Origin of the sequence: Ferdinandcohnia sp. FSL W7-1320 (assembly GCF_038050315.1) — a bacterium.
Taxonomy (GTDB): domain Bacteria; phylum Bacillota; class Bacilli; order Bacillales; family Bacillaceae_L; genus Ferdinandcohnia; species Ferdinandcohnia aciditolerans.
This window is the reverse complement of record NZ_JBBPAM010000001.1, coordinates 4,527,382-4,552,008: the sequence shown is the minus strand read 5'-3', so window position 1 is coordinate 4,552,008 and position 24,627 is coordinate 4,527,382. Positions and strand designations below refer to the sequence as shown.

General features: G+C 37.2%; 25 protein-coding genes. 16 read left to right on the top strand and 9 right to left on the bottom strand.

Annotated elements, in window-relative coordinates; all coding sequences use genetic code 11:
- Nucleotides 1-154: 154 nt before the first annotated feature.
- The 11 genes from NST91_RS22150 (at nucleotide 155) to NST91_RS22100 (ending at nucleotide 10,097) form a co-directional block, all read left to right on the top strand.
- On the top strand, nucleotides 155-1,849 hold the full coding sequence (locus NST91_RS22150; RefSeq protein WP_341332875.1) for an FAD-dependent oxidoreductase: 1,695 nt from the start codon (nucleotides 155-157) through the stop codon (nucleotides 1,847-1,849).
- Nucleotides 1,850-2,098: 249 nt separating this feature from the next.
- The gene (locus NST91_RS22145; RefSeq protein ID WP_341332874.1) at nucleotides 2,099-2,326 is read left to right on the top strand and encodes a sulfurtransferase TusA family protein; all 228 of its coding nucleotides are present in this window, start codon (nucleotides 2,099-2,101) and stop codon (nucleotides 2,324-2,326) included.
- A gap of 39 nt (nucleotides 2,327-2,365) precedes the next feature.
- On the top strand, nucleotides 2,366-2,725 hold the full coding sequence (locus tag NST91_RS22140; RefSeq protein WP_304219568.1) for a rhodanese-like domain-containing protein: 360 nt from the start codon (nucleotides 2,366-2,368) through the stop codon (nucleotides 2,723-2,725).
- A gap of 21 nt (nucleotides 2,726-2,746) precedes the next feature.
- Complete coding sequence (locus tag NST91_RS22135) at nucleotides 2,747-3,043, top strand: rhodanese-like domain-containing protein (RefSeq protein WP_341332873.1); 297 nt, start codon at nucleotides 2,747-2,749, stop codon at nucleotides 3,041-3,043.
- Between the two features lie 106 nt (nucleotides 3,044-3,149).
- A complete protein-coding gene (locus NST91_RS22130) occupies nucleotides 3,150-3,725 on the top strand; it encodes a sulfurtransferase TusA family protein (protein WP_341332872.1) in 576 nt (191 codons plus the stop codon).
- 51 nt (nucleotides 3,726-3,776) lie between these two features.
- Nucleotides 3,777-4,904, top strand: a complete 1,128-nt coding sequence (locus NST91_RS22125) for an MBL fold metallo-hydrolase (RefSeq protein WP_341332871.1) — start codon at nucleotides 3,777-3,779, stop codon at nucleotides 4,902-4,904.
- A 58-nt stretch (nucleotides 4,905-4,962) separates the two neighbouring features.
- Nucleotides 4,963-5,739 (top strand): sulfite exporter TauE/SafE family protein, encoded by a 777-nt coding sequence (locus NST91_RS22120; protein WP_341332870.1) that lies wholly within the window; start codon nucleotides 4,963-4,965, stop codon nucleotides 5,737-5,739.
- A 396-nt stretch (nucleotides 5,740-6,135) separates the two neighbouring features.
- Complete coding sequence (locus tag NST91_RS22115; RefSeq protein ID WP_341332869.1) at nucleotides 6,136-6,396, top strand: metal-sensitive transcriptional regulator; 261 nt, start codon at nucleotides 6,136-6,138, stop codon at nucleotides 6,394-6,396.
- A gap of 149 nt (nucleotides 6,397-6,545) precedes the next feature.
- Complete coding sequence (locus NST91_RS22110) at nucleotides 6,546-7,163, top strand: YdhK family protein (RefSeq protein ID WP_445724499.1); 618 nt, start codon at nucleotides 6,546-6,548, stop codon at nucleotides 7,161-7,163.
- A gap of 509 nt (nucleotides 7,164-7,672) precedes the next feature.
- The gene (locus NST91_RS22105) at nucleotides 7,673-8,869 is read left to right on the top strand and encodes a hypothetical protein (RefSeq protein WP_341332867.1); all 1,197 of its coding nucleotides are present in this window, start codon (nucleotides 7,673-7,675) and stop codon (nucleotides 8,867-8,869) included.
- A gap of 52 nt (nucleotides 8,870-8,921) precedes the next feature.
- Nucleotides 8,922-10,097, top strand: a complete 1,176-nt coding sequence (locus NST91_RS22100; protein WP_121446900.1) for an amidohydrolase — start codon at nucleotides 8,922-8,924, stop codon at nucleotides 10,095-10,097.
- Between the two features lie 91 nt (nucleotides 10,098-10,188).
- On the opposite strand, the gene NST91_RS22095 is transcribed toward NST91_RS22100, so the two are convergent.
- The 3 genes from NST91_RS22095 to NST91_RS22085 all read right to left on the bottom strand — a co-directional run bounded on the left by NST91_RS22095 (nucleotide 10,189) and on the right by NST91_RS22085 (nucleotide 12,688).
- Complete coding sequence (locus NST91_RS22095; protein ID WP_341332866.1) at nucleotides 10,189-10,548, bottom strand: Lin0512 family protein; 360 nt, start codon at nucleotides 10,546-10,548, stop codon at nucleotides 10,189-10,191.
- 156 nt (nucleotides 10,549-10,704) lie between these two features.
- A complete protein-coding gene (cuyB, locus tag NST91_RS22090) occupies nucleotides 10,705-11,385 on the bottom strand; it encodes a cysteate racemase (protein ID WP_341332865.1) in 681 nt (226 codons plus the stop codon).
- An 82-nt stretch (nucleotides 11,386-11,467) separates the two neighbouring features.
- A complete protein-coding gene (locus NST91_RS22085) occupies nucleotides 11,468-12,688 on the bottom strand; it encodes a dicarboxylate/amino acid:cation symporter (protein ID WP_341332864.1) in 1,221 nt (406 codons plus the stop codon).
- A 318-nt stretch (nucleotides 12,689-13,006) separates the two neighbouring features.
- Here NST91_RS22085 and NST91_RS22080 point away from each other — a divergent pair, with 318 nt between their 5' ends.
- Genes NST91_RS22080 through NST91_RS22065 form a run of 4 tightly spaced genes read left to right on the top strand, consistent with a single transcriptional unit; the run spans nucleotide 13,007 to nucleotide 16,350 of the window.
- Nucleotides 13,007-13,654, top strand: coding sequence for a helix-turn-helix transcriptional regulator (locus tag NST91_RS22080; protein WP_341332863.1), 648 nt, complete (start codon nucleotides 13,007-13,009; stop codon nucleotides 13,652-13,654).
- Between the two features lie 54 nt (nucleotides 13,655-13,708).
- Nucleotides 13,709-14,086 (top strand): RidA family protein, encoded by a 378-nt coding sequence (locus NST91_RS22075; RefSeq protein WP_341332862.1) that lies wholly within the window; start codon nucleotides 13,709-13,711, stop codon nucleotides 14,084-14,086.
- Between the two features lie 14 nt (nucleotides 14,087-14,100).
- A complete protein-coding gene (locus NST91_RS22070) occupies nucleotides 14,101-15,210 on the top strand; it encodes a threonine synthase (protein ID WP_341332861.1) in 1,110 nt (369 codons plus the stop codon).
- A 36-nt stretch (nucleotides 15,211-15,246) separates the two neighbouring features.
- Nucleotides 15,247-16,350 (top strand): D-TA family PLP-dependent enzyme, encoded by a 1,104-nt coding sequence (locus tag NST91_RS22065; protein WP_341332860.1) that lies wholly within the window; start codon nucleotides 15,247-15,249, stop codon nucleotides 16,348-16,350.
- A gap of 189 nt (nucleotides 16,351-16,539) precedes the next feature.
- Here NST91_RS22065 and NST91_RS22060 read toward each other — a convergent pair whose 3' ends face one another.
- Nucleotides 16,540-17,241: an L-2-amino-thiazoline-4-carboxylic acid hydrolase gene (locus tag NST91_RS22060; RefSeq protein ID WP_341332859.1), complete on the bottom strand. Its 702-nt coding sequence runs from the start codon at nucleotides 17,239-17,241 to the stop codon at nucleotides 16,540-16,542.
- Nucleotides 17,242-17,378: 137 nt separating this feature from the next.
- Between NST91_RS22060 and NST91_RS22055 the strand changes: the two genes are divergently transcribed.
- On the top strand, nucleotides 17,379-18,839 hold the full coding sequence (locus tag NST91_RS22055; protein WP_341332858.1) for a sodium/proline symporter: 1,461 nt from the start codon (nucleotides 17,379-17,381) through the stop codon (nucleotides 18,837-18,839).
- Nucleotides 18,840-18,983: 144 nt separating this feature from the next.
- On the opposite strand, the gene NST91_RS22050 is transcribed toward NST91_RS22055, so the two are convergent.
- The 5 genes from NST91_RS22050 to NST91_RS22030 form a co-directional block, all read right to left on the bottom strand.
- Nucleotides 18,984-20,317 (bottom strand): IS3 family transposase gene (locus NST91_RS22050; protein ID WP_445724474.1). Its coding sequence is split into 2 segments (ribosomal slippage): nucleotides 18,984-19,904 and nucleotides 19,907-20,317, totalling 1,332 coding nucleotides; the frame shifts between segments, so codons are not numbered across the junction.
- Nucleotides 20,318-20,497: 180 nt separating this feature from the next.
- Nucleotides 20,498-21,223: a CAP domain-containing protein gene (locus NST91_RS22045; RefSeq protein WP_341332857.1), complete on the bottom strand. Its 726-nt coding sequence runs from the start codon at nucleotides 21,221-21,223 to the stop codon at nucleotides 20,498-20,500.
- 378 nt (nucleotides 21,224-21,601) lie between these two features.
- The gene (locus tag NST91_RS22040) at nucleotides 21,602-22,375 is read right to left on the bottom strand and encodes an SGNH/GDSL hydrolase family protein (protein WP_341332856.1); all 774 of its coding nucleotides are present in this window, start codon (nucleotides 22,373-22,375) and stop codon (nucleotides 21,602-21,604) included.
- A gap of 399 nt (nucleotides 22,376-22,774) precedes the next feature.
- A complete protein-coding gene (locus NST91_RS22035) occupies nucleotides 22,775-23,209 on the bottom strand; it encodes a CBS domain-containing protein (protein ID WP_341332855.1) in 435 nt (144 codons plus the stop codon).
- 98 nt (nucleotides 23,210-23,307) lie between these two features.
- Nucleotides 23,308-23,862 (bottom strand): LysM peptidoglycan-binding domain-containing protein, encoded by a 555-nt coding sequence (locus tag NST91_RS22030; RefSeq protein WP_341332854.1) that lies wholly within the window; start codon nucleotides 23,860-23,862, stop codon nucleotides 23,308-23,310.
- Nucleotides 23,863-24,627 lie beyond the last annotated feature (765 nt).

The window sequence follows — 24,627 nt, the reverse complement described above, 5'->3', positions numbered from 1 at the left end:
AGTGAGCGGTTCCTCGCTGCAAAAAAAAAACGCATTAATATACCCGTGGAGGGTAAATGAGAGTTAAGGATGTATTCTTCATTCTTCAACTAAATAATCACAGGATTTTCAGGTAAGATATAGGTAGTAAATTAAACACGGAGGGATCATATCTATGTCAAAAAGAGTATTAGTTGTTGGTGGAGTCGCTGGTGGTGCCTCTGTTGCTGCGAGAGTTAGAAGATTAGATGAAAGTGCAGAGGTTATCATGTTTGAAAAGGGTCCTCACGTATCTTTTTCGAACTGTTCGTTACCTTATCACTTAAGCGGTATTGTCGAAGATAGTGAAAAACTAGTTTTAATGTCTCCTGATATGTTTAGAAATCGTTATAATATTGAGGCTAGGGTTCATCAAGAGGTTATCCAAATAAACCGCGATAAGAAAACGATCACGGTAAAAGATATAATGAAGGATACAACTTATGAAGAAAAGTATGATAAATTAGTCCTTTCTCCTGGGGCGAAACCAATTCGTCCAAACATCGAAGGGATTAACAATTCCAATGTATTTACGGTCCGTAATGTGGTAGATATCGAGAGAATTGATCAATATATTAAGCATAACGGAATTAAAGATATTGCAGTTATTGGCGGTGGCTTTATCGGAGTAGAGGTTGCGGAAAACCTAAAATTAGCCGACTATAATGTCACTTTAGTTGAGTTTGCTAATCAAGTTATGGCACCTTTTGATTACGATATGGCACAAATTCTTCATAAAGAAATGGCAGATCACGGTGTAAAACTTGTTCTAGATGATGGATTAGCTAAAATCGGTGATGGATTCATCACAACCAATTCAGGTAAAAAAATTGAGGCACAGGCAGTTGTTTTAGCAATTGGTGTAAGACCTGAAACTAGTCTGGCTACAGAAGCGGGACTTGAGATTGGTGAAACGGGTGCAATTAAGGTTGATCACAATTATTTAACAAGTGATAAAGATATTTATGCCGTTGGTGATGCTATAGAAGTGTACCATCGCTTATTACGCAAGCCAACACGTTTAGCATTAGCTGGCCCGGCTCAGAAGCAAGCAAGAGCGGCCGCTGACCATATGTACGGAATTCCAAGTAAAAATATAGGGGTAATTGGGTCATCATCCATCCATCTTTTTGAATTAAATGCTGCTTCTACTGGAATAAATGCGAAAGTAGCTGAACAAGCAGGAATTCAGTATGACTATGTTTATCTCATGCCAGGGGATAAAGTAGGACTAATGCCAAATAGTAATCCAATGCACTTTAAATTAATTTTTGAATACCCAGCAGGTCGAATTCTGGGTGCACAAGCAATCGGAAAAGGAAATGTAGATAAACGAATCGACGTCATCGCAACTATGATAACGATGAACGGAACACTGGAAGATCTGAAGGAGCTTGAACTGACCTATTCTCCAATGCTTGGAACGGCTAAGGATGTCGTAAATCACGCAGCTTTAGTTGGTTTAAATCTACTTCAAGGAAGATATAAAGAAGTAAAAGTTTCGCAAGTTCGAGGATTAGTTGAAAACAATGCGTTTATTGTGGATGCTCGAGAAAAAGGTGAATATAAAGCAGGCCATTTTAATAATGCGGTCAATATCCCATTAAGTGAATTCAGGAACAGGTTAGATGAAATTCCAAAAGACCAACCTGTCTATATTCACTGTCGTTCTGGTCAAAGAAGTTATAATATGGTGTTGGCCTTACAGCATTTAGGATATGAGAATGTATACAATATTTCGGGATCCTATTTAGGTGTTAATCTTTATGAATACTTTAATGATGTAGTTACAGGTCGAGAAAAAATAGTAACTGAGTATAATTTTAAATAATCTCCACTCTAAAATTGAATGGTAGGGATTTAGGATATTCTAAACCCTATCTTTTTTATAAAAAAAGTGGTTGTGCATAAATAAATGAATGACTAATAAGGTGTTGACAAAATACCTTTAGGGGTATATTATAAGTCTTGTGATCATTGTTAATTGATACGAAAAATCGGGTTGACGCCCATTTTTATTTTCGATAATAATATACCCATAGGGGTAATGGTAAAAACAAAATACTTGGAGGTATGTAATATGAATATTGATCAAGTTTTAGATGCAAAAGGTTTAGCGTGTCCAATGCCAATCGTGAAAACAAAGAAAGCAATTGACGGATTAGAGTCAGGTCAAGTCCTAGAAGTACTTGCAACGGATAAAGGAGCAAAAAATGATCTAACTGCTTGGGCTTCATCTACTGGACACGAAATAATCGATTCAAAAGAAGAAGATGGAGTATTAAAGTTTTATATTAAAAAAGGGTAACACAAATAAAATTTCCTAACAAAACAGGAGGCTGAAAAAATGGATTATATCAATTACATTCTAATTGCACTAATTGCCATTTTTATCGTACAACGTTTGATACCTACTAAAGGTGTTCGAAATATAACCACAACTGAATTAAAGAATGAACTTAAAAATAAAGATAAACAATTTATTGATGTTCGTACTCCTGGAGAGTACAAAGGGTTCCATATTAACGGATTTAAAAATATGCCGCTTCATCAACTTGGTCAAAAAGCAACTGAACTTTCAAAGGAAAAAGAGGTCGTTGTCATTTGCCAAAGTGGCATGAGAAGTCAAAAAGCGAGTAAACAACTTAAGAGAATGGGCTTTAAGAATATTACAAATGTAAAAGGCGGAGTAAGCGCCTGGAGATAATCTATTTTAGGAGGAATAACCATGAAACAGTTAACTACAAAAGAAGTTGAAGAAATTTTAACAGAAGGAAAAACATTAAATATTATTGATGTACGTGAAGTGGACGAAGTGAAAGAAGGTAAAATTCCTGGAGCAGTGAATATCCCATTAGGTTTAATTGAATTCCGTATGCATGAACTAGATAAGTCAAAGGAGTATGTAATGGTTTGTCGTTCAGGTGGTAGAAGTGGCAGAGCTTCACAATTCCTTGAAGGCCAAGGGTTCAAAGTGATCAACATGGAAGGTGGCATGCTCGCTTGGGAAGGTAAAGTAGAATAATTTTTTTGATGTAAGAATACCTTCGTGGGTAAAGGCGATAGATATCATGACATATATGCAATCATTGCATATATGTCTACTTGACGAATATTTGGGAGGAATATAAATGGAATCATTAAAAACAAATTCTGTATTAGATGCAAAAGGCTTAGCATGCCCAATGCCAATCGTGAAAACGAAAAAAGCAATGAATAATCTAGAGGGCGGTCAGGTTCTAGAGGTCCAAGCAACTGATAAGGGTTCAAAAGCAGATCTTAAAGCATGGGCTGAGGGTACGGGACATCAATACCTTGGTACGATCGAAGAAGGTGATGTACTGAAACATTATATTCGTAAAGCTAGCGGTGAAGAAGTAGCAGAGAAAAAACATCCTCATGTAGTATCAAACGAAGAACTGGAGGCTACTATTTCTTCAGGAAAGGATATTCTTGTTCTTGACGTACGTGAAGCTGCTGAATATGCATTTAGTCACATTCCTGACGCAATCTCTATTCCATTAGGAGAATTAGAAGATAGATATGCTGAATTAAGTAAAGAGAAAGAGATTTATGTGATTTGCCGTACTGGTAGTCGAAGTGATTTAGCATCACAAAAATTAACTGAAAATGGATTTGTGAACGTAAAGAATGTCGTACCTGGAATGAGCAATTGGGCAGGTAACACAACAAGTATTACAAAATAAGAAGTATAAATTTTTTTAATCAAAAATATACCATAGGGGGTAATTTGAGAAATGACTATTCACATAATGACTGCAAAAGATGTTACGAAAAAAGTGTTTAATAAAGATTCATTGTTTATCTTAGACGTTCGTAACGAAAATGATTTTAACGATTGGAAAATTGAAGGTGAAAACTTCGACTATTTAAACATTCCCTACTTTGAACTACTAGATGGGGTTGAGGAAATCCTAGAAAAGCTGCCAAAAGATAAGGAAATCTTAGTTGTGTGTGCTAAAGAAGGTTCATCTGTCATGGTAGCCAATATGCTTTCTGAAGCTGGACTTACAGTATCATACCTTAAAGGTGGTATGAAGGCTTGGAGTGAGCATTTAGAGCCAGTTAAAGTGGGTGAATTAAATGATGGCGGAGAAATTTATCAATTCGTTCGTATCGGAAAAGGCTGTCTGTCTTACATGGTTATATCAAACGGTGAAGCAGCGATTATCGATGCAACTCGTATGACTGATATCTTCCTTGATTTTGCCGAGAGTAAGGGTGCAAAAATTTCACATGTATTTGATACTCACTTACATGCTGACCATATTTCAGGAGGACGAAAAATCGCAGAAGCCACAAATGCAACTTACTGGTTACCACCAAAAGATGCTACAGAAGTAACGTTTGAATACACGGCTCTAGAAGGTGGTCAAGACGTGACAATTGGTAATACGACAATAAATATTCATGCCTTGTATTCTCCAGGTCACACAATTGGTTCTACTTCTTTCGTTGTAGATGAGAAGTTCTTACTTTCTGGAGATATTCTGTTCATCGATTCAATCGGTAGACCGGACCTTGCTGGTTTAGCGCAGGATTGGGTAGGGGACCTAAGAGAAACTCTTTATAACCGTTATAGGGAGTTGTCTGATGATCTTGTGGTTTTACCAGCTCACTTCATGATTATTGACGAATTAAATGAAGATGGAAGTGTATCTGAAAAACTTGGAACACTATTTGCAAAAAACCACGGTCTGAATATTAAGGAAGAAGCAGAATTTAGAAAAATCGTAACAGAAAATCTACCACCACAACCAAATGCATATCAAGAGATTCGTGAAACAAATATGGGGAAAATTTCTCCTGATGATGAAAAACAACGTGAAATGGAAATCGGACCAAATCGTTGTGCAGTACGTTAATGAATATGTCTAGGGAACCATTATTGGGTTCCCTTTTCTATAGAATGGGGGAAATACGATGGATTTTGCATTCATTATTACAATCTTCTTAATTGGTTTTATTGGTTCATATATCTCTGGAATGTTAGGAATCGGTGGATCTATCATTAAATATCCAATGCTATTATATATTCCGCCTCTATTTGGATTAGCAGCTTTTAGTGCTCATGAGGTGTCAGGAATCAGTGCTGTTCAAGTATTCTTTGCAACAATCGGCGGTGTCTGGGCTTATCGTAAGGGTGGTTATTTAAATAAAACACTTATTCTCTATATGGGAATTAGTATTTTAGTAGGTAGTTTTGTTGGGGGATTTGGCTCTAAATATATGTCAGAAGGTGGTATTAACGTTGTCTATGGAATATTAGCGTTAATTGCTGCTATCATGATGTTCATTCCGAAAAAGAATGTTGACGATACTCCGTTTGATCAAGTGATGTTTAATAAGTGGTTAGCTGCTATACTTGCTTTTATCGTAGGGTTAGGTGCGGGGATAGTTGGAGCAGCCGGCGCATTTTTACTCGTTCCGATTATGCTCGTTGTCTTAAAAATTCCTACTAGAATGACAATCGCATCTTCACTTGCGATTACATTTATTTCATCAATTGGTTCTACTGTAGGAAAAATCACGACAGGACAAATTGATTATTTTCCAGCAGTAATCATGATCGTGGCAAGTTTAATTGCTTCACCGCTTGGTGCAAACGCAGGGAAGAAGATGAACACAAAGGTTTTACAAATTATCCTTGCCGTATTAATCACTGCAACTGCAGTAAAGATTTGGATGGATATTTTATAGTGATTCAACTTTATAGGAATGAGGTTAGTAGCATTTGATTTTATTTAGTCTTTTGCTACTATTTATAGTATGGGAACTATACAAAAGGTATTTTCCTTTAATCGGAATACACTGTGAAGATGTACTAAAAGTTGATTTACGAATATTGAGGTTATAGATATAAGAGACTATAATATTTCATACAAAGTTGTAATCGAGAATTCGCTTATTTGGCAAGGCATTGTTATGAAATAACTGTTGTGGCATCAGCAAGACTTGAGAAAAATGTTGCCATACGAATTTTAAGACTGAAAGCATTTCAAGAAAGTGGATACTCAATAATCAATTCTCGTAAATTTTGCCGTAAATATGCGGTCACATACCGATACATTAAACTATTAGAGATGAGGCATTTATATGAAATATGATGATAAAACAAAAAATAGGATTAAAAGAATCGAAGGTCAGTTACGTGGGATTTTAAGGATGATGGAGGAGAATAAAGATTGTAAGGATGTTATTACTCAGTTATCTGCTGCAAGAACTGCGGTTGATCGTACAATTGGTGTGATTGTAAGCTCGAACCTCGTTTCATGTGTAAGAGAAGCAGATGAAAAAGGTGAAAATACAGAAGAACTAGTAAAAGAAGCAGTAGAACTGCTTGTTAGAAGTAGATAAAAGACCTGGATGGGTCTTTTTTTTTACAAAAAAGGGGTGTGGAATTTAGTATTGAAAATAGGAAATTAAATTCTATGATGACTGTATAAAATCTGCACAATTTATTGATAATTTAATATGGACAATTAAATAAGTTTGAAAGGAAGGTAATGATGAAAAAAAGATTATTAGGATTAGCTTCATTATTGTTGTTTTTCCTTTTAGCAGCATGTGCAGGTAATGAAGCAACAACACCTAATGAAAATGCGGATACAGAATCTGACACTCATGAAATTATGGATAATAATAGAGGAGAATCTGATTCTAATAAGGAAATGGATCATTCAGGTATGCATCACTCAGGTTCTGACGAGGTTCCGGAAGGTTTAGAGGAGGCAGAAAATCCAACCTATCCAGTTGGTAGTAAAGTGATCATGCATGCGGATCATATGCCAGGGATGAATGGTGCTGAAGCAACAGTATCAGGAGCCTTCACTACAACAGTCTATTCAGTTACATATACTCCAACAAATGGTGGTGAACCAGTAGAAAATCATAAATGGGTGGTTCACGAAGAAATTGAAACTGCAGGTGCTGAACCTTATAAACCAGGCGATGAAGTTGTGTTACATGCTGATCATATGAAAGGCATGAAAGGTGCTAAGGCAACCATTGATACAGCAGAACAAACAACTGTTTATATGGTGGATTTCACCGATGAAGCTACCGGAGAAAAGATAAACAATCATATGTGGGTCACCGAAGACGAACTTTCACCTGTTGAATAATGAACACAGTTATTGATTTTAAAGGGATTGGCAATGAACCAATCTCTTTTTTTTTGTGAAAAATAGTGTCATTATGCATTAATATATATCTTCTAATTCTACATAGTGGATGGAGTCATGCTTGAGCGTAGCCCGCGCATATAGAGTCCTTCATTGAGTGGATGAAGTCCCGACGGAGCGAAGTGCGTGCTTGTAGAGTCCTTCATCGAGTGTATGAAGTCCCGCATGAGCAGAGCTCGAGCCCGTAAAGTCCTTCATCGGTTGAAAGTAATCCGAACGAATGCCATGACTAAGAACAACCATTTACTCTTTTTTAAGAGGTGTTGGGATTTGTTAAATATATATTAAAATAGTAAACGCATACAATAAATGAAGATAATAAAAGAATGATAAGTTGGTAATTACTTGGTATTTCAATTATTTTCAAAAAAATCTTTCATTTCTATCATTGAGATGTTATTATATTTAAAAAATAATAACAATTTACACAAAAAGGGGTTGAACTTATAATGTCTCAAATGCTAGCTTTAGTTCTTTTACTTATTGTACTTTTTATCGGAGACTTTATATCTATAAAAACAAAAGCATGGATCCCATCCGTGTTTGTGTGTGCAGTCTTATTTTTAATAGGATATTGGACTTTTTTTCCGCAAGACATTGTCGCATTAGCAGGAATACCGTCTGTTGTAGCTACGATGTTGATGTATCTCTTAATTGTAAATATGGGAACATTGTTATCAATTAAAGAATTAGTGGCACAGTGGAAAACAATTGTAATAGCTTTATCTGGTATTCTAGGAATTATTGCGATTCTTTTTGGAATAGGAACATTAATTTTTGATTTACAAACAGTAATCGTAGCCATTCCACCATTAGTTGGTGGCCTTGTTTCGGCATTAATCATGTCAGAAGGTGCAGCGAATGCAGGACTTACAAGCTTATCTGTTTTTGCGATTGTGATCTATGTAATGCAAGGTTTTGCAGGATACCCAATTACTTCAATTGTTTTGAAAAAAGAAGGAAAAAAACTATTACAGCAATATCGCAGTGGTCAGCTTTCAAAAGTGGAAGAAGTAAAAGCAGAAGTTGCGGCAACTTCCGAAATTGCTCCAAAGATTAAGTGGATTGATAAAATTCCAGAAAAATATAATACTGAATATTTCAAGTTTTTGAGATTAGCAGTTGTTGGATATCTTGCTTATTTAGTTTCAACTTTATTAGCACCGGTTGTGACTGTGAATGCTCTTGTTCTGTGCTTACTCTTCGGGGTTATCGGAAAGAGCATTGGTTTCCTAGAAACACACTCACTACAAAAGGCAAATGGATTCGGATTAGCGATTATGGGGTTAATGCTTTTTGTTTTTGATGGGCTCAAGAATGCAACACCTGGGATGATGCTTGAAATTTTAACTCCTCTTGTGGTTTTAATTGGATTAGCCGTGATCGGGATGTATGTTTTTTCATTCATCGTAGGAAAATTACTCAAAGTCAGCAAACACATGGCATTTGCTGTATCACTAACAGCCTTATATGGCTTTCCGGCTGATTATATTATCACAAATGAAGTTATTAACTCATTGACGAAGGATGAAAAAGAAAGAGAAGTATTAACTAGTCATATGTTACCGCCGATGCTCGTTGGTGGATTTATTACAGTGACAATCGTTTCAGTCATTCTAGCTGGAGTATTTGTATCATTTTTATAAAACTTAAATAACCTTTTAACTGCAAATAATGATGTAAATGGAGTTGAATAGCATGGTAAATGAAAAAGTAAAACAAGCAATCGAGCATTATAGTGAAGAATTAACAGCTATCCGTAGGAAGTTGCATAGTGAGCCAGAATTGTCTTGGGAAGAGTACAACACATCTGCTTTTGTAGCACAATATCTTGATGATCTAGGAATCGAGTATCGTAAAACAAGTCCGACAGGTGTTATCGGAGAAATAAAGGGCGGAAAACCAGGAGAAACTGTAGCATTGAGAGCGGATATGGACGCTTTATCTGTTGAAGAATTAAATTCGGATTTGCCATATGTCTCTAAGACAAAAGGCAAAATGCATGCATGTGGCCATGATTCTCATACTGCAATGCTTCTCATTGCTGCAAAGGCATTGAATGACATAAAAGGGGAATTGCAAGGCAATGTCCGCTTGATTTTCCAACCGGCTGAAGAAGTGGCAACAGGCGCTTTAGAAATGGTGAAACAAGGAGCGGTTGAGGGAGTCGATAATGTATTTGGAATGCATATTTGGTCACAAATGCCAACAAGCAAAGTGTCCTGCAACCCTGGACCTTCGTTCGCGTCAGCAGATATTTTTACGGTGAAATTTAAAGGAAGAGGGGGACATGGGGCAATTCCACAGGATTGCATCGATGCCGCAATAGTTGCCTCATCCTTTGTGATGAATGTTCAATCTGTTGTTTCAAGAACGATTGACCCTCAAAAATCAGCTGTATTAACGGTTGGAAAAATGACGGTGGGCACGCGCTTTAATGTAATTGCTGAAAATGCAGTAATTGAAGGAACCGTTCGTTGTTTTGATCCGGAAGTTCGTGATCATATTGAAAAGCAGCTCCAGGTGTATGCAGAACAGGTTGCTGCAATTTACGGAGCAAGCGCTGAAGTAGACTATATCCGTGGCACACAGGCTGTCATTAATGGTGAAGAAAGTGCAACGCTCGTACAGAAAGTTGCAGCTGAAGCATTTGGAAAAGAAGTACTTTATGAAGAAAAGCCCACAATGGGCGGTGAAGACTTCAGTTTCTACCTGGATGAAGTCCCAGGTTGCTTTGCCTTAGTTGGTTCAGGTAATCCAGAAAAAGACACTCAATGGGCACACCACCACGGCAAATTCAACATCGACGAAGATGCAATGGTCACAGGAGCAGAGCTCTACGCTCAATACGCTTGGGCATACCTAAACAAATAGTTTATAAAAGAAGACATTAAGTGGGTCAAGGGGACAGGTCCCTTGATCCACTTTTTTGGGTGAGGGACAGTGGACCTGTCCCTGTGTCCCATTAGTACCCAACTTCAACTGAAGCAACCACTATGTACATTAAATCGTTTTGATCGCCTTTTTCCTCGATGACGATGCCACTTGTTGTTAGCATTCCACCATCCATAATTTCCACTGACACTTTTCCAAACGGTATACACTCTTTAACTGCATTGATATCCAATGCCTCTTTATCACAAGGGACCGCTAGCTTTACGTTCACGACCATATTGTCTAAGCTATTGCCTGGTAGTACAGATCGAATTCCTGGCATTGAATTAAAATGAATTGCATTTTTTACGGCCCGAACGGCTGCCTTCGTAATGTTCTGGCCATGAACATCAATTCCCATTCCTGTTTCAATAAACATTAATTGTTCCATCAAATACACACCTCTTTATTATGTTTGGTACAATGCCCGTGTCCGACCAACTTTTCAAGGTGGGACACGGGACCTGTCCCTCTGTCCCATTATCATACCAAAAGAGTTGTGATACAAGTAGAGGAGGGTGCTTGGTTAAGATTTCATGTTATTTGTTTATATACTGGCTTCTACAATTTTTTTCGCTAAGATTTGTGTCGGGTCTATCAGGCTAGTACCGTCTAATTCACTTAACACGAGCGGGATTTCAGTACAAGCTGCGATTATTGCTTCCGCCCCTTGTTCGATGACTGTTTTCGATGCATGAAGGAATAGTTTTTTTCCTTTGTTAAGATCTCCACTTTTTACAGCATAAATTCCTTCCATGATGCTCACTTGTGTAAGTTTGTCCGGTACCACAACAGTAAATCCGCGTTTTCGAAGTGACTCTTGGTATAAATTAGTTGAAATTGTCCCGTCGGTAGCTAACAACGCAATTGTTTTAAAGCCGGCTGTGTCTATGAATTTTACAGTTTCTTTAGGCATGCTCATTATCGGGATGTTGACTGAATCTTGAATGTCATCTACATAATAGTGGGCAGTATTGCACGCTATTGCAATGAAATCTGCCCCTGCTGCTTCTAATCGTTTTGCGGAATCAATCATAAAAGATAGGGGGCTCGTACCTTTACCCAATATGGCTTCGGTCCGGTCCGGTATTTGTGGGTAGTTATCAACAATCATATGAATGTGATCTTGGTCTTTTTGAGCAGGTGTTAATGCAATGATTTTAGTCATTAAATCAACAGTGGCAAGCGGCCCCATTCCGCCCAATATACCTAGTGTTTTTTTGGTCATGTAATCCCCGCCTTATAAAAACAGGTTGTTGAAGATTTACTATACAAATCTCCAACAACCTTATTCTTTTCACTATATGTCATTATACGCTTACTTGATTTGATATTTTAATATCTCGTTTTTCCTCAATCGCATTAACTACAACAGCAGCGGAGGCATCCCCTGTGACATTTATAGAAGTACGAATCATATCTAGGATTCTATCAATTCCTGCAATGAGAGCAATACCTTCTACTGGAAGTCCAACTGAAGTCACAACCATCGTAAGCATAATCAACCCAGCCCCTGGTACACCTGCTGTACCAATTGAAGCAAGAGTTGCTGTTAGTACAATGGTTAACTGTTGAGCGAATGAGAGATCATATCCGAAAAACTGTGCGATGAATAACACACATACCCCTTGATATAATGCGGTTCCATCCATATTTATGGTGGCTCCCAACGGAAGAACGAAGCTACTTACCTTTCTAGAAACACCAAGGTTTTCTTCACTGTTCTTAATTGTTATTGGCAGAGTTCCTGAACTACTTGTTGTGCTGAATGCTACTAGACTAGCAGGTGCAATTCCTTTAAAAAATTTAAGTGGATTCATGTTAGCGAAAAGTTTAACAGAGGTTGAGTAAGTTATTATAGCGTGAAGTATACATCCGAGATAAACGACTACAATTACCTTTAAAAGTGGAAGGAGTACTGAAACCCCATATTCTCCAACAGTTGGTGCAATTAGACCGAAAACCCCGATTGGAGCCAATTTCATTACGATACCAGTAATTTTATACATAATTTCAGCAAGTTCATCAAAGAAGTTATAAACCGTTTTTGCTTTATCTCCTAAGATTGTAATTGCTAGGCCAAGGAAGATGGCAAAGAAGATGATTTGCAACATATCCCCGTTTACTAATGAAGCAATCGGATTAGTGGGGATAATATTTAACAAGGTATCAATTACCCCCGGTGCCTCGGACGGCTCGACTTTGTCAACAGTTGCATCAATATTTAAACCTTTACCTGGAGAAAAGATATTTGCAAGAATTAATCCAATGGTGACAGCAAAAGCAGTGGTTAAAATATAATAAAAGAATGTGATTCCACCCATACGACCGATTTTTTTGATGTCTCCCGTACCAGCCACACCCACTACAAGGGAAGCTAAAACTAAAGGAACGATAATAAACTTGATCATCCGCAAGAATAAGTCACCAAGAGGTCTAACAACCTCAATACTCGGTCCAACGATAGCACCAACAATAATAGCAATTACAAAAGCAATTAAAATTTGTGAAAGCAAACCAATTTTTCTCATAAGAACCTCCTTTGTAGGACAAGTTGCCTCGCCCTTAAATATATACTTTAAGATTAAGAAAATAATAGGTGAAAAATGTTGCTAAATTCCTTAAATCCCCCCTTCCTATGATACCGCTTACATTTTGGAATAAAAAATATATAAACTTATACACTGCTTATTCTTTTTATATAAAAAATTATATAAATAGTCAATATAAATTTATTAAATTATTTATAATAAGCGTTAACTCTAATTTTTATATATAAAAAAATATTGATTTTATATAAAAATTTATATATATTTTAATTGAACAGACCTAATGAAAGGAATTTACTTATGAATTCTATACTTGAACAGTACATTCCAGTGGCAGAGGTGATTGCCAAAACATTTGGCAATGATTGCGAAGTTGTACTGCATGATTTAACAGTGCCTCAAAGTTCAGTTGTGTACACCGTTAACAACCATGTAACCGGAAGGAATGTAGGACAAAGCTTTAACCATCTCGTTACAGAAGTGTTATTATCTCAAAACTTTACGAATGATTATTCAGCAAATTATTATTTCCACACTGATGATGGAAGATTAATAAAATCTTCTACTTTATTAATTAGAGATCAGGACAAAAAGGTCGTTGGCGCCCTTTGCATTAACATTGATACTACACAAATTACTGCAAATATAAACTGGTTAAGTAGCTTAATTCCTCAACATCCGGATCAGCCTTCAAAATACAGTCCTCAGCAGGTAAATGTGCAAGAAACGGAGCATATTCAGGAAATAGCCAATGATTTGATTGATAAAATTATTGGCAATAGACCAGTAGAACAGCTGAGACGTGATGAAAAGGTTGAGATGGTTCGATTTATGGAACAAAAAGGTATCTTCTTAATTCGTGGAACAATCGATAGAGTTGCCGAGAAGTTGAATATCTCAAAAGTAACGGTGTACAGCTATATTGAAGAAATTAAAGAAAAAAAGTAACAAAAGGTAAAACCTCTTATTCATAAAAACTCTAATCTCAAGGAGGCTTTTTCAATGAAATTCATCACAATTAACGGTGCGAAGCCAAACCCAGGGCATTATTCCGCTGCAACACAAAAGGGGAATTTACTTTTTATATCAGGTCAACTTCCGGTTGATCCTTTTACAGGAGCAGGAGTCAGTGGTGATATTACTGCCGAAACTAAACAAGTATTAACCAATCTAGACCATGTTTTAGAAGCAGCAGGAGCCAAAAAAGAGGACATCATGAAGGTTACGATTTATATTTCAGATATTTCATTATGGGAAACAGTTAATTCATTATACAAACAGTATTTTGGCGATCATAAGCCTGCACGAGCAGTTGTTCCAACTAACCAATTACACTATGGATATTCGATAGAACTTGAAGCGGTAGCCTATATTGATTAAGAAAAGGAAGATTGATGATGAACTATATCTGCTTTGAATGTCATTCAACATATCCGTTGGAAAGTAATAAATGGAAATGTGATTGTGGCGGATTATTAAACCTTGAATATGAGAAAAAGGCAGTAGATTTTACTGGTACCTCGTCATCTAGAAATCATTCTCTTTGGAAATATATCGATGCACTTCCATTTGAACAGGAGGATGTATGGCAGGAGATAACGTTAGGGGAAGGGGGGACTCCACTCATTAAAATTGATGATAATGTCTACGCCAAAGCTGATTACTATATGCCTACTTTGTCTTTTAAAGATCGTGGTGCTGTACTGCTCATTGCCATGGCGAAAAAACTCGGCATTGAGAGGGTCGTTGCAGATAGTAGCGGTAATGCTGGAACGGCCATTGCAGCCTATGGAGCAAGGGCCGGAATCCAATGTGATATTTTCGTTCCAGAATCAACCTCTAGTAAAAAAATAGCCCAGATTGAAGCACATGGTGCGGTTATTCATAAGATTCCTGGAAATAGAGAAGATACTGCAAACGCAGCAATATCGATGGTTGAAACTACAAAATCATTCTATGCAAGTCATATCTACAACCCGATTTTTTGGGAAGGTACGAAAACATATGTGTATGAAGTATTTGAGCAATTGAATAACAAAATGCCTGAAGCATTCATCATCCCGGTAGGAAATGGGACATTGCTTATGGGAGCCTATATTGCCTTTCAAGAGCTATTAGCAAATGGGCAAATCGAGAAAATGCCAAAACTCCTCGCTGTACAGGCAGAAGTTTGTGCACCTCTTATGAAGGCTTTTGTTGAAGGTAAAAACACGGTGGAACCTATTGAACATTCAGGAACCTTAGCGGAGGGCATTGCCATTGCAGCACCGGCAAGAGGAACAGAAATCTTGCAGGCTGTGAGAGAAACGGGTGGAGACATAATCGGTGTGTCTGAAGAAAGTATAGTAGAAGCAAGAAAGCAGCTTGCATTAAAAGGAATATATGTTGAAATCACTTCAGCAGCCAATTATGCCGGATACTTACAATATGTAGAGAAATATCCCGAATTAAAAGACCAACAACTAGTCTTTCCTTTATGTGGAGCAGGTCTAAAAAGTAACTAGAAGCTAGACTATATTAATTTGTGAGGAGTGGTTTTAATGAAAAAGTATGAACTAGATACACCGAGCTTATTAATTGATCGAGAAATCATGATGGACAACATTAATAGAATGCAAAATTATGCTAATAAATATGGTGTAAAACTACGCCCGCATACGAAGACGCATAAAATGCCTGCACTAGCTAAATTACAGGTGCAAGCAGGTGCAAAGGGTATTACAGTAGCGAAGGTTGGCGAAGCAGAAGTCATGGCTGAACACGGGCTGAAGGATATTTTTATAGCAAACGAAATCGTGGGAGAGGTCAAATTAAATCGCATTAAAAAGCTTGCTGAAACAATTGATATTTCCTTTGGTGTCGACAGTATTGAGCAATGTGAAATGATTGAAAAAGTATTTAGTGATAGTCAAAAGCCAGCTCAAGTTCTTATCGAGATTGAAGTGGGTGAGAATCGTTCAGGTGTTATAGAAGAAAGTGATTATACAAGTTTAGTAGACTATATTAAAAATTGCTCTCATCTGAATGTAAAAGGGATCTTTTCTCACGATGGTCATACATACAAAGCCAAGGACCTTGAGGAATGTCGCCGCCTTTATGATGAAGCGCAAAAACGTACCCTTCATTTTGCACATTTAGCTGAGGAGTTAGGTTGTAAACTTGAAACCGTTAGCATTGGATCGACTCCACCGCTCATGCATGATTTTGGAGTAATGGAGGGAATCACTGAACTTCGTATTGGTACTTATATCCTCATGGATGTTTCACAAGGAAATGCAATTGGTTCATACGATAGATGTGCGGCAACTGTCCTCACTACCGTCATAAGCAAACCAACAAATGAACGCGTCATTACAGATGTCGGTGCAAAGGGACTCACCATGCAATCGCGAAGTGAAGGAATATGTGCAACTACGGGGATAGGTTATATCAAGAACTATGGGGTTCATATTGACCAACTTTATGATGAGCATGCAATCATCTATAATGAAAAATTTAGAAATCAAGTTGCAATTGGTGAAACATTAGAAGTCATACCAAATCATATATGCCCAGTCTGCAACCTCTATGACCACGCCTACCTTATCTCTGGAGACGAAGTCGTAGACCAAATCCCAATCCTCTGTAGAGGAAAACTTCAATAACGAATTGGTTATAAAAGTGGGTGATTTCTGAATGAAAAGCAGTTTTCTCCCCAAAAAGAAGGTAGGGAAATCACCCTACCTTCAAATCTTTTTTGTATTAGGCACTTTAGAAAACCGATTTTAACTTTCATCAATTTCTTAGACTAACTGAGTGCGTATACGTATCTTAATTATTCGTTCCAATTAAAGTTACTTTTTGTCAGCCAATTTAAAGCGGAAATGACAGTTTCCATCTTTCAAGATATATTTATCATGTTCAACCTCAAATTCAGGGTTAAATCCTTTTGCAACAGCTGGATCAATCATTTGGCAATATAAAATTCCGTACTCATGCATATCGTCATCAGCCCATTGTTGTCCAAATGGGCAAACAGTAAAGTTTTGTTCAATCTCGCCTAGCTTATATTCTGTGGTATAGGTAAATAATTCACTTCTACCCATATCATAGTTTGTTAAATAATTTTCTCGTGAATTCACTTCTCCATTAACACGTGCCCGTTGTGCAATCCCACGACCACGTTCTTCTCCGAATGTACGGACACCTTCACGAACGGCATCTTTCCCTTGTTCTCCAAATCTGTCAGCAACTGCTTTGCTGATTTGAGCAAATAATTTCGCCATTAAAGCATAGATTGTTAGATTTTGATATTTATTCTCCATAGAATGATTTAGAGGAATGTAATTAAATAGTGTATGATTCTCGCCATCTACAGTACCTTGTGTGGCAATTATCTCTGCATCTTTAAATCCAAAGTTCTCAACACCTTTTTGTATCAAAGCTTTTCCTTCTTCCCCAAACTTTGAAACTACAGACTTTTCAACATGGGTAAAGAGTTTAGTTGTAATATTATGCATTGACAAAGGGGGGATCTGAACCCTCTCTTTATTCATTTAAAGCACTTCCTTATTAAAATATTTATATATTAATATATTGACACAGGTCTTGAACAACTATAGTATATAGTACTGAGTTTACGTTGTAAATCAGATAGGGATAATATGAATTATAAAGGGGATATAGCAGCATCATGAATTTCACGTCAGATAGTGTTATTATTTATGCGGAAATTGCAATTTATCTTTTAATATTGATAGGAATTGGTATTTACTTTAGTAGAAAAAGGTTAAATTCTTCAGATTATTTTCTTGGTGGAGATAAATTATCTGGTTGGGTTCTAGCCTTTTCAGAAAGGGCCACAGCTGAATCAGCATATATGTTTTTAGGAGCTGTCGGATTCATTTATCTTGCCGGATTATCAGGGATCTGGTTATTATCCGGAATGTTTTTAGGAGTTATTTTTTCTTGGGTTTTCTTATCTAAGAAATTTATGAATGAGAGGAAAAAGTACGGTGTTTTTACGCTACCGGACTATTTTGCTGCTAAATATCCAAAACATGGAACAATCATACGTTTGTTATCTGCAATTATTATGGGTGCATTTTCTCTATTTTATATCGCAGGCCAATTTTCAGGAACAGGGAAAACATTATATTCCATTTCAGGTATTAATATTACCTTCGGAACGATAGTAGTTGCCATCATTATTATCGCCTACGCTTGTATGGGAGGATTTATGTCTGTTGTATGGACAGATGCTGTACAAAGTGCTCTCATGGTATTGGCATTTATTATTGTGCCAATTGCAGCATTTATTGAAATAAAAAATAATGATTTATCAATCACAGCATCATTAGCTTCAATGGACAATGGAGCTGACCAATGGTTCGGTGGAATTTCTGGTTTGGCACTTGGCGCCATGTTATTAACGAACTTTTCATGGTTCTTTGGATTTCTAGGTGGTCAACCACAATTAAGTACACGTTTTATGGCAATCAAAAGCGAACAGGAACTTAAAACTGCTAAGTGGGTTGCGTACATATGGACAATTATTGTTTATATTGGTGCATTTTTAGTAGGGATATTCGGTTCTGTTCTTTATAAGCAAGATACAATTGCAGACTCAGAAATGATTTTACCTTATATGGTATCTCATTTATTACCACCTTGGATTGCCGGAATCATTTTTGCAGCTATTTTGGCTGCTATTATGTCAACTGCCTCCTCACAATTATTAGTTGTAACAACTTCAGTTAGTGAGGATATTATTCATAAATCTATGGGTATAAAGTTAAATGAACGTACAATAGTAACTATTTCTCGAATCACGGTTGTTGTAGGTGGTATTCTAGGAATTATTATTTCATTATTATCTGATTCATTTGTTGGTGGCGTAGTGGGCTTTGCTTGGGCTGGAATTGGTAATACCTTCTCTGTTGTTGTTTTATTAATATTTTTCTGGAAGAAAACATCTGGATTAGGAGTTATTGCTACTATTATTACCGGTTTTATTAGTGCCATTATATGGACACTTTCTCCATTAGAAGCAATTGTCTCAGCGAGAGCGGGAACCTTCTTCATATGTTTAATTGTTGGAATTGTTGTAAGTTTAGCCTTTCCTGATACGAAATCAGAAAGTAAAATTGCATAGTTTTATTCTACTAAATGAAGAAACCTAAAATCTTTAGGATCGCAAATAAGATTCCTTCAAAATGAGGAAATGCTTTGCTGAAACAAAAAGAAGCAGGAACCCAATAGTAATCTGTACCCCTTGTAAAGGACATTTTAAAAAAAGCTAGGCTACTTTAAGAAGATGATCTCTGTATTGAACAGGGGTCATCTTTTTCATATTCCATTGATATCTGTAGTGATTGTAGTAGTGGATGGCAGCTTTCACTTCTTGCTTAAGTTCTTTTAAAGTTTCACATGATTTTATATCAGCCAGGTCCTTAAAATGACCAAAGAATGATTCCTGTGGGGCGTTGTCCCAACAGTTACCTCTCCTAGACATTGATTGTTCCAATTTGAATTTTTTCACCAGCTTTTGATAAACAGGGCTGGTATAGTGACCTCCCTGATCAGAATGTATATAAGCTCCTTTAGCCAGTTTGATTCTCCTGTTTTTCTTTAACTTCTTAAGTGTATCCGTAGCGATATCTAAAGTAATTCGATCAGAGACCTGATGAGCTAAGACTTCATTGGTGGAAGCGTCAATAATGGTTGATAAATAAGCTTTTTTACCTTTTCCGAAATATAGGTAGGTTATATCCGTAAGAAGGACCTTGTGTGGGATTCCTTGTTTGAATTCCCTGTTAAGTAAGTTCGGGACGACCTTGTGCTCCTGCGTAGCCTTAATGATGCGCTTGTAGGGGTTCGCTCTCCTAAAAGGGCTCTCAATCCCGTATTTCTTCATGATTCTTCTGATTCGCTTAAGATTGAAAACAACACTAAACTGACCTGCCAATACCATCTTAATTTGACGAGCCCCTTTCTTACGGTTCTTGAAATTGTATGCTTTTAAAACCAGGTCCCGAAGGGATTCATCCTTTTTCTCCCGATCCTTCCTTCTCTGAACTTGTTTAGCAGAAAAGTAGTTATAGTATCCCTGACGGGACACACCAGCTACTTTACAGAGGTGGGTTACCATCCTTGTTAGATTGTATTTCTCGATAACGGAATGAATAAGGTTAAATTTCTGGTCAGCTGACAATTTTATTTCTTCTTCATCCCCCTTTCTGCGAATCGTATCTTTTTTAATAGTTCATTCTCTGCTTTCAACAGGTTATTTTCGGCCTCTAACCTTGCATATTTTTCTTCAGTGGAAAGCTCTCTTTCCCTTGGTCTACCTGAGTTTCCTGATCTTGTATCACGAAGTCCTAGAATTCCGTGCTTACGATAAGCTTCTCGCCATCTTTTTCCAGAAGACTCAATCCGTTTCATACCTAATACCTCAGTATCGAACCCACAGTCCTCAAATATCTCTCTAGGAAACTTCCCCAGGTCATTTTGAGTTATAAAGTGCTCCTTAAACTCATCTGAATAGGTAATACCTTTGGGACTTACTGATTTTACATATGGATTTTTAGCTAGTAATTCGATCTCTTTTTCCGAGAATATTTTTTTACTCATACTATCTCTCCCGCACTATTTTTAATCTATTGTACATAAAAAGACCCTGTGCAGCAGACTTTTTTTAATGTGTCTACTACACAGGGTACAGTTTATAGAGGTTACCTGCTTCTTTTTTTTCTAGAATAGAAAATTTTAGTTAGTTTTTCTTTAATGTGACCTTATTAAAAACATTACTATTTATTTTCCGATAAACATCTGTGTCCAATAATTGCCTTCTACATGACCTACACCAATATGAGTGAAGTTTGAGTTTAAGATATTCTTCCGATGCCCTTCACTGTTCATCCATGCATTTACAACTTCTTGGGGTGAACGTTGACCCTTTGCAATGTTTTCACCAGCTGCACGATATTGAATACCAAATTGATTCATCATCTCAAATGGTGATCCGTAAGTTGGACTTGTATGTGAAAAATACCCTTTATTCTTCATATCAGTAGATTTGGTTCTTGCAACTTCACTTAATTTTAAATCAATTTTTAGTGGCTGTAAGCCATATTTCGCACGTTCATTATTTGTTAGAGTTACAACTTCTTGCTCAAACTGACTTAATGAATAAGCGCCTTGGTTCTCAGTTTCTTTTGGCTGTTCTGATGGTTGCTGTTGTACAGGTTGTTGAACAACAGGTTTTTCCTGAACAGGTTCTTCAGCTTTTGGTTGAGTTGGTTCCTCAGTTGGTTGGGAAGGGGTCTCTACTTTAGGCTGAGTTTGATAGTTCCCAGAATAATATTTTTTAAGTAAGTTTTGAATAAGGTTATTCCAATCAGTAGAGTTGTTAACAGATACAACATAACGACCTTCATATACATTTTTTTGATCACTTACTTGCTCCGCGGAACTAGCTAATGGCCCAGTAACTAATAGTGCACCTGCCACTACTAATGATAATACAGTTTTCTTCATGTTCAGTCCTCCTCTTGTTTGTACCAAGATACATCCCAATCATAGCATGTGAATTTTGTAATATTTGAGGAAGACTTTTCCTTCAATGATAACTTAAAACTTTTTTACTATATTAACTTCTAGCAATCATTGAAAATTAATAGATTTGACTAATTGAAATTCATAACTAGCCTTTGTCTACCATTGGTAATAGAGGTAGAAAATACTAGAATATGACTATTGACAGGACTGAAGAAAGCTACGTTTTATGACGTAAATTACTTCTAAATAACAAATGTAACGGAACATAGAACTCAGCGAACTCCCAAGTGGGTCAAGGGGACAGGTCCCGCGTCCCACCATATCTCGGAAATTGAGCTAAGGGAACTCCTGCAATCGTTAAAATAGCTCAGATATTATTTTTTCCGCGATTAGCTTGTATTGATCGGCTTTAAAGTGAATCCCGTCTTTAAGATTATTTTTAACAGGAATTTCCGAACCATTTATATAGTAGACTCTTTCATCTATGGCTAAGGACTTTATCACATTTGTATAGTGTTCCTGAGTTTTATTTGCACTATTTTTTTTACTAGTAAACAATGTCGGTGAGATGACAACCACTTCGATTTCTTTTTCCTGAAGCTTTCGTAATAATTGTTGATTATTCTCTTTATATTGATCGACAGGGATAGGTTGAGAATGAGGACTGTATTTTGAATGACCTCTTGCATCATTTATACCAAACATTGAAATGACGAGGTCGGGTTGGTAGCTAAGCACTTCCTTCTCAACATTTTTAAGTGCCTGGATCGATGTCCAGCCGGGATGACCTCTATTAATCACTTTTACATGACGATAGCCATATTTTTTTCTTAGCTCATTCTCTAGGATTTTTGGATAAGGGTTCTTTACTTGAGTTACTCTTCCGGTATTAGAATCTCGTTCATACCCCCATGTAATGGAATCACCATACGCAACAATCGTCACTGGTTGACTATTATATAGCTTTTGAATGACTGAAGAATCGTGGACTGATCCAGATTCTTGAATCGTTGCTTTACTTTCCTGAGGTAAAAGGAAGGTTTCGATTACCCCATTAACCCCAACAAACAACAGCACACAAACCATTATAGAAATAAAATAAAAAAGACGGATGTTGGGGCGATTCTTCATGTCGTTCTCCTTCTCTAAGGGACGTGGGGACAGGTCCCGCGTCCCACCATTTTTTAACAAATGATTTTATATCTGGGACAGGGGACCTGTCCCTCTGTCCCATTCGTATAGTACTACCATTTTAACAAACACAATACTGTGCAACCAAAAATAATTGTAATACATACAATTATTTTTTGAATGGATTTAATGGTATTAAATGAATCAGAGTATAAAATTCAGAAGTCCTTTACTGTTAGGGCTTGGGCCTACAAGTGTTTGATTGATAATATTTGGGGGGGGAGAGCTAGATGGGGGAACAATTCTATTATGGTAATGTTTCAAATCTTATTTTAGGGACGCTGTTACTGCGTCCCATTAATTTAGGGATAATGGACCTGTCCCTCTGACCCAAACCCGTTATTCTTGTGGTGCGGATGGGGTTGAGATGTTTTGTAACGCTTGTTCGGCCTCGTTTGCGTACTGATTTTGTACTGCTAAATCGCCTAAAGCAACCATTCCTGTTATTTGCCCATTTTCAACGACTGGTAAGCGACGAATTTGTTGCTGAGCCATTAAATTTGCTGCATCGTGTACATCCATGTCAGGAGTACCTTGAACAATTTGTTGAGCAGTCATAACTTGAGAAACGGGTGTTTGTGCACTTTCTCCTTGCGCAGTTGTACGCAGTGTAATATCACGGTCAGTAACAATTCCGACCATTTGTCCATTGTTATTTACTACCGGAACAGACCCGATATTGTGTTGGCTCATTAATGCAGCAGCTTCTTGGACTGACTGTGTTTCGTTAATTGTAACTACATTTGATGTCATGATTTCTCTTAATTGTGCCATATCAATTACCTCCAAATAATAATTTTTCACTTTACTAGGTTGGGGATTATTTGTTGTATTTATTGATGGAATGTTTTCCCTGTGAGTTTTTACTGTGTTTAGAAATCTAAAAATGATGCCGGTATATTAATTATCTGTCCAGGAAGAATTTGGTTAGGATTTGTAATTTGAGGGTTTACTTGTAAAAGGCTATCCACAGATACTCCAAACCAAATGGCGATTGCAAATAAGGAACTCCCAGGACGCACAATGTATTGCACAATCTCCGGACGTTCGTTACATTCAAAACCTAACGATACCCAAGTCTCCTCATCTACAATCCCTGTAACCTCAAGCTCCTTTGTATTTTGTTGCCAGGTTAAAAGTGCTCTCTGTGTCAATGGTCCATAAATGCCATCAATTGCTCTGGTGTAAAGTCCTTGATTTCTTAAGAGAATTTGTATTCTACTTACAGCTGGACCGCGATCGCCTTGTCGTAAAATAGGGCAGAGCTTGTAGGAATGACCTGTCGGAGGTAAATTAATGATTTGCCCAGGGTAAATGAAATTTGAATTCGTAATTTGGGGATTGTACATGAGCAATAATGCAATAGAGGTTTTAAATCTTTGGGCTATCTGATAAAGAGTATCTCCAGGTAGAACAATATAAATCATTGAGGTGGCTCCTGTCGTTTTTAAACTTAATATATGTCAACTAAGAAGCTTGTGATATCCCACTAGATAGAAAAAACAATAATTCAATAAAGGATCAACGTTTCCGTATTGAGTTGCGAACAGTCCAACAAAAATATTAAAAAAGCATACGTTTTTAACGTAAAAAGTACAAAAAAATCAAAGTCAAAACTAAGAAATAAAACAGAAAATCTCCGGTGTTTTGTCAAAAGTTGGTGTTGGGGTTCTTCGGACAGGAGAAGGTAAAAACAAAGGAGTAGTGTACGAAGTTGGAGTATCTTCTGACAAGGGTAGGAGAAATCAAAGGAGTAGTGTCCGAAGTTGGAGTATCTTCAGACAAGGGAAGGGGAACTCAAAGGGGTTGTGTCCGAAGTTGGAGTATCTTCAGACAAGGGAAAGCAAGATCATCGGTGTAGTGTCCGAAGTTGGAGTATCTTCAGACAAGGGAAGGGAAAATCACAGGAGTAGTGTCCGAAGTTGAGTTATCATCAGACAAGGGAAGACGAGCTCAAAGGAGAAGTGTCCGAAGTTGGAGTATCTTTAGACAAGAGAAGGCGAACTCAAAGGGGTTGTGTCCGAAGTTGGAGTATCTTCAGACAAGGGAAGGGGAAGTCAAAGGAGTAGTGTCCGAAGTTGAGTTATCTTCGGACAAGGGAAGTCGGAATCAAAGGAGTAGTGTCCGAAGTTGAGTTATCTTCGGACAAGGGAAGTCGGATTCAAAGGAGTAGTGTCCGAAGTTAGAGTATC

Coding starts and splice junctions, on each gene's coding strand:
- NST91_RS22150 (WP_341332875.1), top strand. CDS start 155: ATGTCAAAAAGAGTATTAGTTGTTGGTGGAGTCGCTGGTGGTGCCTCT.
- NST91_RS22145 (WP_341332874.1), top strand. CDS start 2,099: ATGAATATTGATCAAGTTTTAGATGCAAAAGGTTTAGCGTGTCCAATG.
- NST91_RS22140 (WP_304219568.1), top strand. CDS start 2,366: ATGGATTATATCAATTACATTCTAATTGCACTAATTGCCATTTTTATC.
- NST91_RS22135 (WP_341332873.1), top strand. CDS start 2,747: ATGAAACAGTTAACTACAAAAGAAGTTGAAGAAATTTTAACAGAAGGA.
- NST91_RS22130 (WP_341332872.1), top strand. CDS start 3,150: ATGGAATCATTAAAAACAAATTCTGTATTAGATGCAAAAGGCTTAGCA.
- NST91_RS22125 (WP_341332871.1), top strand. CDS start 3,777: ATGACTATTCACATAATGACTGCAAAAGATGTTACGAAAAAAGTGTTT.
- NST91_RS22120 (WP_341332870.1), top strand. CDS start 4,963: ATGGATTTTGCATTCATTATTACAATCTTCTTAATTGGTTTTATTGGT.
- NST91_RS22115 (WP_341332869.1), top strand. CDS start 6,136: ATGAAATATGATGATAAAACAAAAAATAGGATTAAAAGAATCGAAGGT.
- NST91_RS22110 (WP_445724499.1), top strand. CDS start 6,546: ATGATGAAAAAAAGATTATTAGGATTAGCTTCATTATTGTTGTTTTTC.
- NST91_RS22105 (WP_341332867.1), top strand. CDS start 7,673: ATGTCTCAAATGCTAGCTTTAGTTCTTTTACTTATTGTACTTTTTATC.
- NST91_RS22100 (WP_121446900.1), top strand. CDS start 8,922: ATGGTAAATGAAAAAGTAAAACAAGCAATCGAGCATTATAGTGAAGAA.
- NST91_RS22095 (WP_341332866.1), bottom strand. CDS start 10,548: ATGGAACAATTAATGTTTATTGAAACAGGAATGGGAATTGATGTTCAT.
- cuyB (WP_341332865.1), bottom strand. CDS start 11,385: ATGACCAAAAAAACACTAGGTATATTGGGCGGAATGGGGCCGCTTGCC.
- NST91_RS22085 (WP_341332864.1), bottom strand. CDS start 12,688: ATGAGAAAAATTGGTTTGCTTTCACAAATTTTAATTGCTTTTGTAATT.
- NST91_RS22080 (WP_341332863.1), top strand. CDS start 13,007: ATGAATTCTATACTTGAACAGTACATTCCAGTGGCAGAGGTGATTGCC.
- NST91_RS22075 (WP_341332862.1), top strand. CDS start 13,709: ATGAAATTCATCACAATTAACGGTGCGAAGCCAAACCCAGGGCATTAT.
- NST91_RS22070 (WP_341332861.1), top strand. CDS start 14,101: ATGATGAACTATATCTGCTTTGAATGTCATTCAACATATCCGTTGGAA.
- NST91_RS22065 (WP_341332860.1), top strand. CDS start 15,247: ATGAAAAAGTATGAACTAGATACACCGAGCTTATTAATTGATCGAGAA.
- NST91_RS22060 (WP_341332859.1), bottom strand. CDS start 17,241: ATGAATAAAGAGAGGGTTCAGATCCCCCCTTTGTCAATGCATAATATT.
- NST91_RS22055 (WP_341332858.1), top strand. CDS start 17,379: ATGAATTTCACGTCAGATAGTGTTATTATTTATGCGGAAATTGCAATT.
- NST91_RS22045 (WP_341332857.1), bottom strand. CDS start 21,223: ATGAAGAAAACTGTATTATCATTAGTAGTGGCAGGTGCACTATTAGTT.
- NST91_RS22040 (WP_341332856.1), bottom strand. CDS start 22,375: ATGAAGAATCGCCCCAACATCCGTCTTTTTTATTTTATTTCTATAATG.
- NST91_RS22035 (WP_341332855.1), bottom strand. CDS start 23,209: ATGGCACAATTAAGAGAAATCATGACATCAAATGTAGTTACAATTAAC.
- NST91_RS22030 (WP_341332854.1), bottom strand. CDS start 23,862: ATGATTTATATTGTTCTACCTGGAGATACTCTTTATCAGATAGCCCAA.